Genomic DNA, 15980 nt, shown 5'->3' on the forward strand with positions numbered 1-15980 from the left:
ACCCAGCCGGACGTGCGGCACGGCATCCGGCACAGCTTGCGGCACGGCGTCCGGCCAGGCACCCAGCCGGACGTGCGGCACGGCATCCGGCACAGCTTGCGGCACGGCGTCCGGCTGAGCGCTCGGCGCAGCTTGCGGCACGGCGTCCGGCCGAGCGCTCGGCGCAGCTTGCGGCACGGCGTTCGGCTGAGCGCTCGGCGCGGCTTGCGGACCGGCGTCCGGGCGGGCGTACGGCACAGGGGGGCAGCCGGGCGTTTGCCCCGGCATCTGGCCGGGCTTGTGGCCCGGTGCTCGGCCGGGCGTGTGCCCCTGCACCTCCTCGTCAATGAGCCGCGGGACCTTCCTGGTTCCGCGGTTCTTTGGGGTTTTGTCGGGGCTTCTGGGTTGCTGAGCCGTCCACCAGCATGGGGGGCGGGGTCGTGGACAGGGCGTCGGAGAGTTCTTCGAGGGTGGTGAGGAGGAGGGTCGCGCCCTTGCGGACGACTCGGTCGGGGACGCCGTCGCCGTTCCATTCGGTCAGGGCAGTGCGGACCGCGTCCCAGCGGGGGACGCGGCGTTCGCGGACGGCCTTGGCGCCCTGTTCGGTCGAGGTGCGCAGGGCGTCGGCAAGGCGGGACGCCGCGGGGACGGGGGTCGCGTCGCGGTCGGGGAGGTGGGCCTCCATCAGCATGGCGACGCGGCCCAGTTGGGCGAGGGCGTCCTCCGCGTCGGCCGCGGCGGCGCGGGACAGGCCCCGGTGCCGCACCGGCTCGTTCTTGGCCCGTGCCACCGCCTCCTGCCAGGCGATCCGCGCGTCGCGTGCGGTGAGCAGCGCCTCCCGTACGTCCGGGCAGCTCTTGCCCGCGGGGTGGGCGTAGTGGTCGACGACGGCCGCGGCGTAACGGCCGTCCGCGACCAGCCAGTCGGCGAGCCGCGTGCGCAGCCGCGGGGTCTCCCAGGCCGGGTACACGGCGTACGCGATCATCGCGAGGACCCCGCCGAGGAGCGTGAGGAAGACCCGCTCAGGAACCGTCTGCGTCCACTGCTGGCCTCCCATGCCGAGCAGGAACACGACGTACGCCGCCACACAGGCCTGCGCCGCCACCTGGCCCGTACGCATCAGCAGGTACATCATTCCGGCGCACAGCACGGCCAGCGCCCCGGACAGGCCCGTGCCGGGGTCGGCCAGCTGCACCAGGCCCGTGGCGAGCGCGACGCCGACGAGGGTGCCGCCGAAGCGGGCCACCGCGCGCGAGTACGTCTGGGAGAAGTCGGGGCGCATCACCATGACCGAGGCCATCGGGGCCCAGTACCCGTGCCCCAGCGGCAGCCAGTGCCCCAGCAGATACCCCGCGGCGGCCACCGCCGTGACCCGGATCGCGTGCCGGGTGACCGGCGACTCGTGGCGCAGCTCCGCCCGCATGGCGCGCAGCGCACCGGGGATCAGGGCCGGGAGGGTGGGGCGGAGGAGGGGGATCGCCTGGGTGTCGGACTGGGTGGCGGGGCCGGGGTCCGGGGCAGTGGGCGTGCTTTGGGTTCCCGCGGTTTCCAGTACGTCTCTCAGGAGCGCCCCGAGGCGCGTCGCCGCGCGGTATGCCGGGCCCGTGAGGATCGCGCCGGTGTCCGGGGTTCTGAGCGTGGCCACGGCCGCGGGCGGGATCTTCACCGGTTCGCCGTTGCGGATCGCCCGTGCCGCCGCGTCGAGGACCGCGCCCGCCGCGCCCAGGATCTCGCGCACCCTGTCGCGTTCCCTGCCCTCGGGCGGTACGCCCACCGCCGGGTCCGCGAGGGACGCGAGCACCGGGCGGATGCGTTCGGCGAGGCCGCGTGCGCCGTGCAGTTCCGCGGGGCGGCTGCGGGCCTGGCGCGGGGTGATCTTCGCCGCGTCGCGGGCCGCCATCAGGGGTTCGGGGTCGAAGGACGCCACCGGGTCGTGCCGGAGCCTGCGGGCGTAGTCCGCCTCCGCGGCGAGGGCGTCGGCCAGGGCGTCCCGGTGGGCGCCCCATCTGCGGACCGGGAACAGGATCACCAGGGCCGCCTGGACGCAGCCGCCGACGATCATCATCGCGGCGTGTCCGGCGGCGGCCGCGACCGAGGTGGGCAGGGTGACCGTCACCAGCATGATCGCGACGTTGGACGAGGCGATGATGCCGACCGTGGGGCCCGCCGCCCAGCTCAGGCCCGCGAGGAACGTCCAGAGGCAGAGGAGGGCGAGGAAGAGGAGCAGGTGGGAGCCCGTGAGGTAGCCGAGGAAGGTGGAGACGGCGAGGCTCGTGCCGGAGGCGAGGGCGAGTTCGGGGCGGGGGCGCCAGCTGCGCTGGAAGGTGGCGATGGCCGCCTGGAAGGCACCGAAGGCGGAGCTCGCGGCCACCGCGGGGCCGAAGAGGGTGAGGCTGACGCCGATGATGATCGCGAGGCCCGCGGCGCCGCGCAGGGCCACCAGGGGTTCCAGGCGTTTGCGTTCCACGGTCAGGCCCGAGCGTGCTGTCTCTTTCAGCGCTCGTAGCCAGGTCACTCTGTGATGATACGGGGCATATCGGGTCATCCGGCGCCGGGGTGCACTGCCGTCGCACCCGGCGCCGGATGCCCCCTACGTCGCGTTCAGCGCCACCGTCGGATGCAGGCGCGACGCCCTGATCGCCGGGTAGAGGCCCGCCGCCATGCCGATGAGCAGGGTGGCGGCGAAGCCCGCCGTCAGGGACCAGGGCGGAACCACCGGGGTCCAGTCCTGGGCCAGGGCGAAGGCGCAGGTCGCCGCCGCTCCCAGGAGTGCGCCCGCCGCGCCGCCCAGGGCGGACAGCAGCAGGGACTCCGTGAGGAACTGGAGGCGGATGGCGTTCTTGGTCGCGCCGAGGGCCCTGCGCAGGCCGATCTCGGCACGGCGTTCCAGGACCGAGATCACCATCGTGTTCGCCACTCCCACGCCGCCCACCAGGAGCGCCACCGCGCCGAGGCCCAGCATCAGGGTGGTGAGGCCCTTGTCCGTCGCCGCCTTCGCGGCCAGGGCGTCGGAGGGGCGTGAGACCTTGACGGAGCCTTCGTTGCCGGGGTTGACGGTGCGGGCGAGGACGTCCCGTACGTCCGCCACCGAGCTGTCGGTCGAGCGCTCGAAGATCGTGGAGGGGTGGCCGTCGAAGGCGAAGTGGCGCTCGGCCGCGGGGAAGCCGATCATCGCCACCCTGTCGAGGGTGGGGAACAGTTCGATCGGCTCCAGGATGCCGATCACCGCCACGTACTGGTCGTTCATCATGATCTTCTCGCCCGGGGACGTGATGCCGAGGCGCTGTGCCGCGACGGAGCCGAGGACCGTGACGGGGAGGTTCTCGTTGGCCGCGTTCAGCCATGTCCCGCTCTTCGTGCGGGCGTTGAGCGCCTTGAGGAGGTCCGGGCGGGCCGCCTGCGTCGTGACGCCCGCCGTCTGTTCCTCGGGGACCACGTCGCTGCGGCGGATGCGGGCGTCGACGTTCGCCGTGGCCGTGGCGTGCTGGACCGGGCCGATGCGGTCCACCATCGCCACCGCGTTCTTGGGGAGCGGGACGTCGTTGCCCTGCGCGTCCTTGCCGGACTCCGCCGTGAGGAGGTTGGTGCCCAGACGGTCGAGGCGGGCCATCAGGTCCGCCTTGCTCGACTGGGACAGTCCCACCACCGCCACCATCGTCGCGATGCCGATCGCGATGCCGAGGGCCGAGAGCACGACCCTCGCCCTGCGGGCCCGCAGGCCGACCGCGCCGACGCGGAGGATGTCCGGGGGCGAGAGGCGGGCCGGTCTGAGGGATCCGGGCCTCGTCGGGGTTCTCATGGCGTCCCTCGCCTCCCCGTCGTCGTGTCCGACACGACCTCGCCGTCCCTGAAGCGGATCCGGCGCGGCAGGGAGGCGGCCGTCTCGTTGTCGTGCGTGATCACGCAGATCGTGGTGCCCGCGGCGTTCAGTTCGTGGAGCAGGTCCATGACGATCCCGCCCGATGCCGTGTCCAGGGCGCCCGTCGGCTCGTCGGCGAGGAGGAGGGTGGGGTTGCCCACCAACGCCCGTGCGATGGCGACCCGTTGCTTCTCGCCGCCGGAGAGTTCGTTCGGGGTGTGGGTGAGGCGGTGGCCGAGGCCCACCCGTTCCAGGGCTGTACGGGCGCGTGCCCTGCGGTGGCGTGCGCCGACGCCCGCGTACAGCAGGCCGTCCGCCACGTTGTCGACCGCGTCGCGGCCCGGTGCCAGGTGGAAGTGCTGGAAGACGAAGCCGATGTGGCGGGCCCTGAGGGTGGAGAGCTGGGCGTCCGAGAGGCCGCCGACGTCGTGGCCCGCCACCTTGACCGTGCCGGATGTGGGCTTGTCCAGGGTGCCGACGATGTTCAGCATCGTGGACTTGCCGGAGCCCGACGGGCCGACGATCGCGACGAGTTCGCCCTCGCGCACGGTGAGGTCCACGCCGCGCAGGGCGTGCACTTCTCCCTCGTACGACTTGGTGGCCTGATGGAGTTCGACGACGGGCGGGCGCGGGGCCACGGACGTGGAGGCGGCCGCAGCAGGGGTTGTCCTCATTGCTTGGCCACTCCGACCTTCATGCCCTCCTTGATGTCCGGGCCGCCGACCTCGATGCGGCTGTCCGCCGTCATGCCGGTCTCGACCCGCACCATGCGGGAGGTGCCGCCCTCGACGATCTGCAGGCCGTAGCCGCCGTCCGCGCCGCGCAGGGCGACGATCGCCTCGACCGGGACCGCAAGGACGTCCTTGCGGCTCTCGCTGACGAACCGCACGCTCGCCGACGCCCTGGCGTTCTCGCCGGACGCCGCCGAATGGCCGCCGTCCAGGGTGACTTCGACCGTGATGGTGTCCTGGCCGCCGTCCTCATCGGCGTCGCGCGCGGCCGGGTTCACCGTGCCCGACACCCTGCCGGGCTCCTTCTTGCCGCTGGGCAGGGTCACCTCGACCTTCGTGCCTTTCGCGGTGAGCGGCGCGTCGGCCTGGTCGAGTTCCACGCGGACGACGGGCTTCGTCGACGCTGCGGTGAGGACCGCCGTGTCGGGGCCCACCGCGTCGGCGAGCGCGGCGTCCGCCGAGACGACCTTGATCCGGTCCGGCTGGAAGACCACGTCCCCCTTGCCGACCCGGCCGGTCGGCGTGCGGTTCAGGGACTTCTGCCAGCGCTTGACCGCGGCCTCCGTCCCCTTGTCGAAGCGCGGGTCGACGTACACTCCCTCGCCGTAGCCCAACGCGGCCAGATTGCGCTCCAATTGGAGCACGTCGGAGCCGCGCGAGCCCACCTTCATCTCGCGGAACGCGGGGACCGGGCCGTACAGGAGCGTCACCGGTGTGTCGTCCAGCTCGTAGAGCGCCTGGCCGCGGGTGACCGTCGCGCCCTGCCGCGCGGCGACCGTGACCGTGCCCTCGACCGCCGACTTGACCGCGCGGCGCCGCGCGAAGTCGACCTTGCCGTCGACCGTCGTGGACCGCACGAGGTCGGTGCGGACGACGGCGGCGGTGGCGGGCGGCAGTCCGTCGCCGTCCTTGCCGGTCGCGTCCGCGTCGCCGCCGCCGAAGGCCAGCGCCCCTGCTCCGGCGGCCGCGGCGGCCACCACCGTCGCGGCCAGCACGATTCCCGTACGGCGTCTCATCTACTGCATCCCGTCCAGGCCGTCGAGCAGCTTGTCCTTGCAGGCCTCGCGGGCCTCCCGGTACGTCGGGGACGTCGAGTCGATCGAGGGGTTCATGGGGTTCGACTCGCCGCCGGGCTGCACATGGCCGCCGGACATCGTGGGGTTGGCGAACTTGGACACGCCGTTCTCCCGCATGCACTTGGCGTGCGCGAGCATCGACTCGAAGTCCTTCTGCGCGTCGCGCTCGGGCTCCAGGTTCATGGCGTCCTTCAACTCCTTGACGCAGACGCCGTTCTTGCCGCCCTTGTACTCCTCGCCGCGGCCGTTCGGGTCGACGACCTTCTCGACCTCCGACATGTCGAGGTGACCGCTCAGCTGGGGGTCGGGGAAGTCCTTGACGCCCGCCTTGCCGCGCATGCACCGGACGTACTTCATCTGGGCGTCGTAGAAGGCGCTCCTGCCCTGGGCGCTGTCGCTGCCCTTGCCCTTGTCCTTGCCCTGGTCCTTGTCCGTGGCTTCGCCGGAGTCCTTCGACCCGTCGGCCGTACCGCCCGATTCCTCGGGGACCGAGGCGACGCCCTCGTCCTTCGCTCCGCCCCCTCCGCCCCCGCAGGCCGCCGAGAACACCAGGACGGGGAGCGCGACGAAGGCCGCGACGCGCAGCCGGGCGGCCGCGCCGGGTGTGGTGTGAATGCTCATGGCGGCAATCTGCCGCGGTCACATGGTGGTTCCTCCATGGCCGCATGATGAGCGCGTAACGCCACATGATGAGCACGTAACAATGCCCCGGCGCACCGGGATCGCCGCCCCTGCCGGCCCTGAACCGGACAAACCCTCGCCCATAATCGTCGGCATGCCCCGAGTGCACCGCGTTCCCCATGTGCTGCTGATCGAGGACGACGCGTCCGTGCGCGACGGCATGGAGCTCGTGCTGCGCCGCCACGGGTACGCCGTCGACACCGCCGCCACCGGCGAGGACGCCCTCGCCCTGCTCCGCGGGCCCGCGGGCCGGTCCGTCGAACTCGCCGTGCTCGACCTGATGCTGCCCGGCATGGACGGCTTCGAGGTCTGCCGACGGCTCCGGGCGTCCGGCTCCGCCATCCCCGTCGTGATGCTGACCGCGCGCGGCGACGACGGCGACATCGTGCGGGGCCTGGAGGCGGGCGCCGACGACTATGTGGTCAAGCCCGTGACCGCGCCCGTCCTCGAGGCACGGATCCGGGCGGCGCTGCGGCGGGCCGAGCCGGTGCGGCGGCGGCCCGAGGAGGACACGTACGGCGGGCTCGTCATCGACCGGGCCGCGCTCACCGTCACCAAGCGCGGCACGCCCCTCGCCCTGCCACCCACCGAACTGCGGGTCCTCCTCGAACTCTCCGCGTCCCCGGAGCAGGTGTTCAGCCGCGAGCAGCTCCTCAGGTCCGTGTGGGAGCACGACTTCCTCGGGGACTCGCGGCTGGTCGACGCGGCGGTCGGACGGCTGCGGGCGAAGATCGAGGACGTGCCCGCGAAGCCGGTGTACGTGCAGACGGTGCGGGGATTCGGGTACCGGTTCGGGCCCGTGCCGGACGCGGGATGAAGGGGGCGGGGAAGGTCCGGGGCGGGCTGCGGGTCCGGCTCGTCGTCGCCTTCGTCCTCGTCGCGCTGGTCAGCGCCGTCACCGCCACCGGTCTCGCCTACCGCGAGTCCCGCACCGCCGTCCTCGAACGCAAGCAGGACGCCGTACGGACCGACTTCAGGAACCGCGTCGCCCAGGTCGCGGCCGATCTCTCCGTGCCGCCCGACGAGGTCTCCCTCACCCGGTTCGCCGTCAGTGTCGCCGACGGGCTCGGGGACTCCGTCGTCGTCGCCGAGTACCGCTCCCTGAAGGCCTCGTCCGACGCGTCCGCCGACCGGTCGCGGATCTCCCCCTCGCTGCGCGCGGCCGTACGGAAGCGGAACCGGATGAGCCTGCAGCGGATCGACCGCGACGGCAGCCCCTACCTGGTGGTGGGCACGCCCGTCACCTTCGCTTCGGGACCGCCCTCCGGCCTCGACGTCTTCGCCATCACCTCGCTGCGGGCCGAGCAGGACGACACCGCGGAGATCCTCGGCTCCGTGCGGGACGGACTGCTGCCCGTGGTGCTGCTCGCCGTCGCCCTCGCGCTGCTCGCCGCGCGCACGGTGCTGCGGCCCGTACGGGAACTGGGCCGCGCCACCCGCCGGCACGCGGCCGGTGACCTCACGTCGCGGGTCAAGGTGCCCAAGGGGCGTGACGAACTCGCCGGTCTCGCACGGGACTTCAACAACACCGCCGACGCCCTGGAGTCGTCCGTCGCCGAGCTGCGCGAACAGGAGGCCAGGGCGCGGCGCTTCGTCGCCGATGTCTCGCACGAGCTGCGGACGCCGCTGGCCGCGATGACGATGGTCGCCACCGTCCTCGACGAGGACGCGGACCGGCTGCCGCCCGACGCGGCGCTCGCCGCCCGCACCGTCAGCACGGAGACCGCCCGGCTCTCGCGGCTCGTCGAGGACCTCATGGAGATGTCCCGCTTCGACTCGGGCGCCGCCCGCCTCAACCTCGGCGAGGTCGACCTCGCCGACACCGTCCGGAACACGCTCGCCCTGCGCGGCTGGGCGTCGCGCGTGCGGACCGAACTCCCGGACGGCGTACGGGCCGTGCTCGACCCGCACCGCATCGACGTCGTGATCGCCAACCTCGTCGGCAACGCGCTGCGGCACGGCGCCGAGCCCGTCACCCTCACGGCGACGGCCGCGGGCGACTGGGTCACGGTCGAGGTCGCCGACCGCGGCCCCGGACTCGCCCCCGAGGTCCTGCCCCACGTCTTCGACCGCTTCTACAAGGCGGACAGCGCGCGCACCCGCTCGGCCGGAGAGGGCAGCGGGCTCGGCACCGCCATCGCCCTGGAGAACGCCCGGCTGCACGGCGGGACCGTCGAGGCGGCCAACAGCGCGGGCGGCGGCGCGGCGTTCACGCTGCGGGTGCCGTGGCGACGGGGCGAGGGGGGTGCGTGATGAGCTTTGTGCACTGTGGACGCTTCGTACGCAAGGGAGTTGGGGTTGCGGCGGGCGTGGTCGCCCTGGGTGTTCTCGTCGCCGGATGCGGCGTACGGCCCAGTGGTGTGGTGGACGCGGGCGAGCCCGCCAGTGGGCTCACCAAGGGGCTGCGGATCTACTTCGTCTCCGAGACCGGGCGGCTGGAGGGCGTGTCCCGGTCCGCCGAGGGGGTCCGTGAACCCGCCGGTGTCATCAAGCTGTTGCTGGCCGGACCCACGGAGGCGGAGCAGCGCGCCGGGCTCACCTCGCTGGTGCACGGCGGCGGCAGCTACGACGTCACCGGCGAGGGCCGTCGGCTCACCGTGCGGATCCCCGACATGATCCTCAACCCCTCCTCCGTCAGCGACCGCAACCTCACCGGGCAGCTGGTGTGCAGCCTCGCCCGGGCGCAGGCCGTCCTCGACAAGAAGGGGCGGACGAGGCCGGACGACGTGCGGGTCACGGTGCGGGGCGACACGGAGGAAGGTCCGGGGCAAGAGTCGGATTCGGGCAGCGACTATGTGTGCTCGGACTTCCTGAAGTGACCCTCAGGGCAGGCGTCGGCTGCCCGGGGTGACGTTCGCCCGGTCCGCCGCCGCCGCGCCCGCCGACCAGCCGTCGCCGTCCGTCACACCGCGGACGCGTGTCGACGTCGTCTCGGGGAACATCTGCTCGGCCCGGTCCGTCACGGCGACGTCGCGGGCCGCGAGGACGGGGAGCAGCGTGGCCTCGGGCGTTCCCTCGTCCGCCGCCTCCGCCACCGCGTGCTCGCCCGCTGCCGCGAGGCGGCCGCCGATGCGGTGCGCGTACGCCATCAGGAACGACTGGCGGAACGTCTTGGTGCGCCGACGGCCCGCCGCGCGCTGCGCCGCCTCCGCCTTCGTCATCGCCGCCGTGCCCTGGACGAGGAGCGAGGTGTAGAGCAACTCCACCGATTCCAGGTCGGGTTCGAAGCCCACGACCGTCGAGAAGCCGTACGCCTCGTTCCATACGGCGCGGCAGCGGTTCGCGTCCGCGACCGAGTCGAGGAGGATCGCCTTCGCCGTCTCGTACGGTGCGTCCACGCCGATGCGGCAGGCCGCGGGGACGTCCTTCGCATGCGTACGGGCGGCCAGCAGCGCCTCGTCCAGGGAGTGCCGCGCCATCAGCTCCTGCGCCTTGGCCGTGAGCGCCTCCGCCTCCTCGGGGAAGCCGGTCGCCTCCGCCTTGGCCAGCAGCGCCCGGATGCGGGTGAGCGCGCGGGGCTCGCCCTCCGTCGGGGCGGGGAGGGTCTCGCCCGGCGGGGGTCCCACCGGTTCGAGCGGCGGGAGGCGGAGGAGCAGGCGGTAGAGCTGGAGGTGGATCGTGGCGTACGAGAAGCGGTCCTGGGGGGTCTTCTCGGCACCGGGAACGAGGTCGGCGAGGTCGGCGAGCTGGGTCGACCAGCGCGGCGGCAGGTGCGGGTAGCGGGACGTCTCCGCGAGGACGAGGGCGGCGGTCAGGCGTACGTGCGTCTCCGCCAGGTCGCGGCGGACCAGGCGTACGACGTCGGCGGGCTGCCAGCCCCGCTCCCAGGCGCGGCGCAGATACTCCTCGCCCCTGCGGCGCAGCTCCGCGTCCGCGGCGGGGTTCGCCGCCAGGAGGGATGCTCCGGTGTCCAGGCCCTCGTCGCCGTCGCCGTACAGCGCTGCCGCGAACGCTCTGTCGATCACCTCGTGCATGGGTCAAGGGTATGGGGGGCGGGGGTAGGGCTGGCCATACCCCCGGGACGCCCTCCAGTGGTCGTGTGCGGGGAGGAGCGTGGCGGTTGGGTTGAGGCATGAGCGAAAGCGCTGCAACCGCCGTACGTCTTGCCGGTGTCCGCCGGGCCCATCGGGATGTCGTCGCCCTCGACGGCGTGGATCTCGACGTGGCCGGTGGGACCTTCGTCGCGATCATGGGGCCCTCCGGGTCCGGGAAGTCCACGCTGCTCCAGTGCGCCGCCGGGCTCGACCGGCCGACCTCGGGCGTGGTCGAGATCGGCGGGACCGGGCTGACGGGGCTGAGCGAGCGGCGCCTCACCCTGCTGCGGCGGGAGCGGATCGGGTTCGTCTTCCAGGCGTTCAACCTCATTCCCTCGCTGAGTGCCGCGCAGAACGTCGCGCTTCCGCTGCGGCTCGCGGGGCGCCGGCCCTCGCGTACGGAGATCCATGCCGCCCTGGAACAGGTGGGGCTCGCCGATCGCGCCCGGCACCGGCCCGGGGAGCTGTCCGGCGGGCAGCAGCAGCGGGTCGCTCTCGCGCGGGCGCTGGTGGGCCGCCCCGCCGTCCTCTTCGGCGACGAGCCCACGGGGGCGCTGGACACCGCCAACGGCCGCCATGTCCTGGCGCTGCTGCGGGAGTTGGTCGACCGGCAGGGGCAGACGACGGTCATGGTCACCCATGACCCGGTCGCGGCCTCGTACGCGGACCGGGTGGTGTTCCTCGTCGACGGGAGGGTCGCGGGCGAGCTGGTCGCACCCGGCGCGGAGGAGGTGGCGGGGCGGATGGCCGCGCTGGAGGGGGACGCGGGCGGCGTTCGTGGCGGGGGCGTCGGGGTGGGCGGGCGATGATGGTTCTGGTTCTTGCCTCCCTGCGTGCTCGCTGGAGCAGTCGCCTTGGGGCCTTCGTCGCCGTCGCGCTGGGTGTCGGGCTCACCGCCGCCATGGCGCTCGGGCTCGACGCGAGCCTGGGGGCGCCGGAGCGTGCGCCCCTGCGGTTCGGCGGGTCCCCCGTGGTCGTGATGGGGCAGGACACGCTGACCGTGCCCGTCGAGCGCGGGCCCGGCACCGGCCATGTGTCGAAGCCGCTCGCTCATCCACACCCTGTGGACATCGAACTTCTGCGCGACCTTCGGCGGCTCGGTCCCGTGCGGCTCGACGGGGCCGCGCGGGACGCCGTCGGGGTCGACGCCCCCGCACGGGACGTCCGCGCCGTCGTCGACGGACGCGCCCTCGTCCTCACCGGCGACGAACGCCGTCGCGCCGCCCCCCGCACGGCACGCGACGCCGAGGCCCTTGTCGCCGTGAACGCCTTCCTCGGCACGGCGGGCGGGGTCGCCGCCTTCGTCTCGGTCTTCGTCACCGCCGCCACGTTCTCCTTCGTCGTGGCGCTGCGGCGGCGCGAGTTCGGGCTGCTGCGGATGGCCGGGGCCACGCCCGGGCAGGTGCGCAGGCAACTCCTCGGCGAGGCCGTCGCGGTGGGCTTCGTCGCCTCCGGCGCCGGGTGCGTGCTCGGCGCGCGGGGCGCGCCCCTGCTGGGCGACGCACTCGTCGATGGCGGGATCGCCCCTTCGTGGTTCGTGATTCCCGTCGACTTCTCCTTCGGCGCCTGGCCGTACCAACTCGCCTTCTGGACCGGGGTGTTCGTCGCCGTCGCCGGTGCGTGGAGCGCGTCCCGGCGGGCCGGGCGCGTCGGGGCCGTCGAGGCGTTGCGCGACGCCTCCGTGGACAGCGGGGTCATGCCGTGGAGCCGGCGCGTGGTGGGCGTGGGGCTGCTCGCCCTGGGCCTGGGGCTCGTCGTCCGCGATCTGCTGGTGGACCCGTCCGACCTGCTCAGACGCAAGACCTACACGACCCAGCCGATGATCCTCATCACGGCCGCCGCCGCGCTCGCCCCGCTTCTCGTACGTCCCGTCGTACGCGCCCTTCCGCTGCCCGGCGCCATCGGGCTCCTCATCCGCGAGAACTCCCTCACCTCCGTACGCCGCACCGCCGCCGTGGCCGCTCCCGTCCTGGTCACCGTCGCCCTCGCGGGCACGTTGCTGGGGTCCGCGCAGACGGTGAGCGGAGCGAAGGCCGCGGAGGCGCGGGACCGGACCCGTTCCCAACTCGTCGTCACCGGCGACGCGTTGAGGCCCCCTCCGCCCGGCCGGAGCGTGCCGGGAGCCGTCGCCGTCTCGCCCTCCGCCGCCACCGCCGTGTTCGTACGCGAAGGCGGCAACGCCCTCGTCCGCTCGGACGCACGCGCGGTGAGCGACCCCGGGGCGTGGGCCGCGACGTCGCGGATGCCCGTCGTGGCGGGTGACATCCGCGACCTCGACGACCGGTCCATCGTCGTCAACGAGGAGTGGGAGCAGCGGCGGGTCGGTCAGCGGGTCGACGTGTGGCTCGGGGACGGGCGGCGGGCCCGGCTGCGGATCGTGGCGGTTCTTGCGCGCGGGACCGGGGACAACGGGGCGTACGTCACCTCGGGGAACGCTGCGGCGGCGCCGGTCGACCGGATCGATGTCAGGCTCCGGGCGGGGGCGGATCGGGGGGCGGCGGTGGCCGCGTTGGCGGCCGGGAGCGGGGGTGAGGTGCGGTCCGCCGAGGCGTGGCTGGCCGCCGCCCATCCGCGGGTCAAGGCGCAGACCCGCGTCGGGCTCCTGATGCTCTTCGCCATCTCCCTTGCGTACACGGCGATTTCCCTGGCGAGCACGTTGCTGATGGCGGCTTCCGTGCGGGGTGGGGAGGTGCGGGCGTTGCGGATGGCGGGGGCTACTCGGGGGCAGGTGCGGGTGGTGGTCGCCGGGGAGGCGGTGGTGGCGGTCGCCGTGGGCGCCCTTCTGGGGCTGGCCGTCACGGCGGTGGGGCTGGGGGGCCTGGCGGCGGGACTGGCGCGGCTGTCGGTGCCGGTGGGGGTGGGGATGGGAGTGGGGGTGCCGTGGGGAGTGGTGGGGGTGGGGGTTGGGGTTTGTGGGGTGGTGGGGGCTGGCGTTGCGGGGGTGGCGGTTGCGAGGTTTCGGAGCTGAGGTGCTTTCGCCTTTGCCTCGGCTGTGGGGCGGGGCCGCGGGGGTATGTGCGTACTCGCTATCCCGTGGCTTGTGCCTCGGTCAGTGTTTGCCGTCAGGGTGGGTCAAGGTGCTCCGTGCGCACATACCCCCACGTCCCCTCGCGAGCGTTTGCGGCTGCGGGTGCGTGGTCGCTCCGCTGTGGGCAGTCGTGCCGCTGGGCGGCACGGGTGGGCACAGCCCACGGTGCCGGGGGCCGCGAACGGAGGCGCAAGGTCGGTGCAGGTCAGGGGTTGTTTCTACGGGAGGTGGGCTGCGGGGTCCGGTGGGGTGCGGGGTTGCTGGGTTCGGGGGCGGTGCGGGGAGGGCGGGGGCGGCTCAGGAGGATGCCCGTTGCGGCCAGGGCCAGGCCGAGCAGCTGGCGGGTGGAGAGGGGTTCTTCGGCGATGAGGGTGCCGAGGAGGACCCCGGTCACGGGGTTGAGGAGCCCGACGAGGCCCACGGTCCCGGCGGGCAGGTGCCGCAGCCCGGCGAACCACGCCGCGAAGGCGATCGCGGTCGCCACCACGGTGACGTACCCGAAGGCAAGCCCCGACGGCACGTCGACCCGCGGCGGCGCGCCTTCGGTGAGCGCGGCGGCGGGAAGGAGCACGAGGCCTCCCGCGACGAGCTGCCAGGAGGTGGTGGCGAGTACGGGCACGTCGGCGCTCCAGCGCTTCGCGAGGACGTAGCCGAGGGACGACATGAGCATCGCGGCGGCGGACGCGAGGACGCCGAGCGCGTCGGCGGACGTCGCGCCGGTGAGCAGCATGAGGCAGACGCCGCCGAGGCCGACGCCCGCCCCGGCGAGGTGCGCGGGCCTGGGCCGTTCGGCGAGGAGTGCCCAGGCGGTCAGCATCATGACGAGCGGGGCCGTCGCCATGACGGTGGAGGCGAGGCTGGTCGGGAGCCGTTGGGCCGCGACGTACACGAGGGTGAAGAAGCCGCCCATGTTGAGCACGCCGAGGACGAGGGACTTCCACCACCAGGAGCCGCGGGGCAGCCGCCGGGCCGCCGCGAGGAGCAGCAGACCGGCCGGCAGCGCCCTGATCGCCGCCCCGTACAGCGGGCTGTCCGCGGGCAGGTACGCGTGCGTGACGTAGTAGTTCGTGCCCCAGGCGACGGGCGCGATCGCGGTGATCAGGAGCCAGCGCGAGGCGCCAGGTTTAGCTTCCATGGAAGCTATTGTGTCTTCCTTGGAAGGTATCTGGCTAGGGTGGGGGCATGGACCAGTCCCCGCAGCCCCTCGATCACGTCGCCCGCATCCAGGCCGAGTGGCAGCGGGAGCGGCCCGACGTCGACGTCAGCCCGCAAGGAGTCATCGGGCGGCTGCACCGGCTCGGCGCGCTCCTCACCGAGCAGCTCTGTGCCGTCTATCGCCGGTACGGCCTGAGCGAGGGCGAGTTCGACGTCCTCGCCGCGCTGCGCCGGGCGGGCGAGCCCTTCGAGCGGGCCCCCGGGGAACTGGCCGCGCACACCATGGTCACGACCGGCGCGATGACCAAGCGCATCGACCGTCTGGAGCGCGGCGGCCTCGTCACGCGGCGGCGTGCGGCCGGCGACGGGCGCGGCCGGGTCGTGGCGCTCACGGCCGCGGGCCGGGAGCTGATCGACCGGGCCTTCGCCGAGCACATGCGCAACGAACGGCGGCTGCTCGACGCCCTGACCCCGGACGAGGCCGCGGCGGCCGAGACGCTCCTGACCGCGTGGCTGGCCCGCGTGGAACAGCCGGAGGGCCGGAAGTAGCCGGTCGGCTCAGCTGTCGCCGCCCTCGTCGATCAGCCTGCGCACCTCGCGGTCCACGAGGCCGAGACGGGCCTCGGCGACCAGCGGCACGGCGCGCCGCTGGCGGCGGGCCTCGTGCACGTCGATGTCGACCGTGACCAGGCCCGGTTCCCACTTCGGCGCCTGCGCGACGACCGTGCCGCGCGGGTCGACGACGCGTGAACCGCCCCAGAACGAGGCGCCGTTCTCGTTGCCGACCCGGTTCACGAAGACCACCCAGCACTGGAGCATGCGCGCCGTGTACGAGAGCAGCGTGTCCCAGTAGAGACCGGTGTCCATGGCCTCCGGATCGAGGCTGGCCGCGCTGTTCGTCGGTACGACGATGACCTCGGCGCCGTCCTGCACCGCGAGCCACGGCAGGACCGGCTGCCAGGCATCGTTGCAGACGAGGGTGGCGGCGCGGCCGTGCCCGCCGGGCAGGTCGTAGGCGCGCAGGTGCTGGCCGGGGCTGACGTGCTTGCGTTCCTCCCAGGCCAGATAGTTGGGCAGGTACAACTTGCGGTGCGCGTGCAGGAGTTGACCTGCCGAGTAGTACGCCGACGTGTTGTAGGCGCGCAGGCTGGTGTGCTCGTGCAGGCCGACGAGGACGTCGGGCCCGTCGGGCGCCGCGAGGGCCAGCAGCCGCGGGTCGTCGGTGGTGAGGGACGTGTCCCGCTTCAGGCCGCCCAGGTGGTACCCGTGCAGGCTCAGCTCGGGGAAGACCACGAGATCCGCGCCCTGGGCGGCCGCCTGGGCCACCTGGTCCCGCGCGGTCCCGAGGTTCTCGTCGACCTCACCCAGTGCGCAGTCGGTCTGCGCCAGCGCCACTCGCATGCCCCGAGCCTCGCAGCGCACGCCGGGCCCCGCACG

14 protein-coding genes and 1 pseudogene are annotated in these 15980 nt (G+C 73.6%); 6 read left to right on the forward strand and 9 right to left on the reverse strand.

The annotated features are described in order from the left end of the window. From ACFWZ2_RS08910 to ACFWZ2_RS08935, 6 genes and pseudogenes are all read right to left on the reverse strand, one after another. A pseudogene (locus ACFWZ2_RS08910) lies at positions 1-237 on the reverse strand (hypothetical protein); the annotation flags it as partial. Positions 238-322: 85 nt separating this feature from the next. Next, positions 323-2494 (reverse strand): FUSC family protein, encoded by a 2172-nt coding sequence (locus ACFWZ2_RS08915; protein ID WP_384543852.1) that lies wholly within the window; start codon positions 2492-2494, stop codon positions 323-325. A 75-nt stretch (positions 2495-2569) separates the two neighbouring features. After that, positions 2570-3778 (reverse strand): ABC transporter permease, encoded by a 1209-nt coding sequence (locus ACFWZ2_RS08920; protein ID WP_384543854.1) that lies wholly within the window; start codon positions 3776-3778, stop codon positions 2570-2572. Continuing rightward, on the reverse strand, positions 3775-4512 hold the full coding sequence (locus tag ACFWZ2_RS08925; RefSeq protein WP_384543856.1) for an ABC transporter ATP-binding protein: 738 nt from the start codon (positions 4510-4512) through the stop codon (positions 3775-3777). Before ACFWZ2_RS08925 ends, ACFWZ2_RS08920 begins: the two co-directional genes overlap by 4 nt. Beyond that, on the reverse strand, positions 4509-5585 hold the full coding sequence (locus ACFWZ2_RS08930) for an efflux RND transporter periplasmic adaptor subunit (RefSeq protein WP_384543858.1): 1077 nt from the start codon (positions 5583-5585) through the stop codon (positions 4509-4511). The genes ACFWZ2_RS08925 and ACFWZ2_RS08930 overlap by 4 nt, the downstream gene beginning before the upstream one ends. Continuing rightward, positions 5586-6266 carry a hypothetical protein gene (locus ACFWZ2_RS08935; RefSeq protein WP_384543860.1) on the reverse strand — a complete coding sequence of 227 codons (681 nt, stop codon included), beginning with the start codon at positions 6264-6266 and terminating at the stop codon, positions 5586-5588. A 154-nt stretch (positions 6267-6420) separates the two neighbouring features. Here ACFWZ2_RS08935 and ACFWZ2_RS08940 point away from each other — a divergent pair, with 154 nt between their 5' ends. From ACFWZ2_RS08940 to ACFWZ2_RS08950, 3 genes are read left to right on the forward strand one after another with little or no spacing between them, the layout of a single operon-like run. After that, on the forward strand, positions 6421-7143 hold the full coding sequence (locus tag ACFWZ2_RS08940; protein ID WP_384543862.1) for a response regulator transcription factor: 723 nt from the start codon (positions 6421-6423) through the stop codon (positions 7141-7143). Further along, entirely contained in the window at positions 7140-8579 is a 1440-nt protein-coding gene (locus tag ACFWZ2_RS08945; RefSeq protein WP_384543864.1) for an ATP-binding protein, read from the forward strand. Before ACFWZ2_RS08940 ends, ACFWZ2_RS08945 begins: the two co-directional genes overlap by 4 nt. Continuing rightward, on the forward strand, positions 8579-9145 hold the full coding sequence (locus tag ACFWZ2_RS08950; RefSeq protein WP_384543866.1) for a hypothetical protein: 567 nt from the start codon (positions 8579-8581) through the stop codon (positions 9143-9145). The genes ACFWZ2_RS08945 and ACFWZ2_RS08950 overlap by 1 nt, the downstream gene beginning before the upstream one ends. 3 nt (positions 9146-9148) lie before the next feature. Here the strand turns inward: ACFWZ2_RS08950 and ACFWZ2_RS08955 are convergent, their stop codons facing one another. After that, entirely contained in the window at positions 9149-10300 is a 1152-nt protein-coding gene (locus ACFWZ2_RS08955; protein WP_384543868.1) for a DUF2786 domain-containing protein, read from the reverse strand. A 98-nt stretch (positions 10301-10398) separates the two neighbouring features. On the opposite strand from ACFWZ2_RS08955, the gene ACFWZ2_RS08960 reads away from it, so the two are divergent. Both ACFWZ2_RS08960 and ACFWZ2_RS08965 read left to right on the forward strand, forming a co-directional pair. Then, a complete protein-coding gene (locus ACFWZ2_RS08960; RefSeq protein ID WP_384543870.1) occupies positions 10399-11169 on the forward strand; it encodes an ABC transporter ATP-binding protein in 771 nt (256 codons plus the stop codon). Further along, positions 11166-13328 (forward strand): FtsX-like permease family protein, encoded by a 2163-nt coding sequence (locus ACFWZ2_RS08965; RefSeq protein ID WP_384543872.1) that lies wholly within the window; start codon positions 11166-11168, stop codon positions 13326-13328. Before ACFWZ2_RS08960 ends, ACFWZ2_RS08965 begins: the two co-directional genes overlap by 4 nt. Positions 13329-13593: 265 nt before the next feature. Here the strand turns inward: ACFWZ2_RS08965 and ACFWZ2_RS08970 are convergent, their stop codons facing one another. Beyond that, the gene (locus tag ACFWZ2_RS08970) at positions 13594-14523 is read right to left on the reverse strand and encodes a DMT family transporter (protein ID WP_384543874.1); all 930 of its coding nucleotides are present in this window, start codon (positions 14521-14523) and stop codon (positions 13594-13596) included. A 47-nt stretch (positions 14524-14570) separates the two neighbouring features. Here ACFWZ2_RS08970 and ACFWZ2_RS08975 point away from each other — a divergent pair, with 47 nt between their 5' ends. After that, positions 14571-15092 carry a MarR family winged helix-turn-helix transcriptional regulator gene (locus tag ACFWZ2_RS08975; RefSeq protein WP_384543876.1) on the forward strand — a complete coding sequence of 174 codons (522 nt, stop codon included), beginning with the start codon at positions 14571-14573 and terminating at the stop codon, positions 15090-15092. Positions 15093-15101: 9 nt separating this feature from the next. Here ACFWZ2_RS08975 and ACFWZ2_RS08980 read toward each other — a convergent pair whose 3' ends face one another. After that, positions 15102-15944: a nitrilase-related carbon-nitrogen hydrolase gene (locus ACFWZ2_RS08980; RefSeq protein WP_384543878.1), complete on the reverse strand. Its 843-nt coding sequence runs from the start codon at positions 15942-15944 to the stop codon at positions 15102-15104. Positions 15945-15980: the final 36 nt, after the last annotated feature.

The sequence above is a fragment of the Streptomyces sp. NPDC059002 genome (genome assembly GCF_042740435.1).
GTDB lineage: Bacteria > Actinomycetota > Actinomycetes > Streptomycetales > Streptomycetaceae > Streptomyces.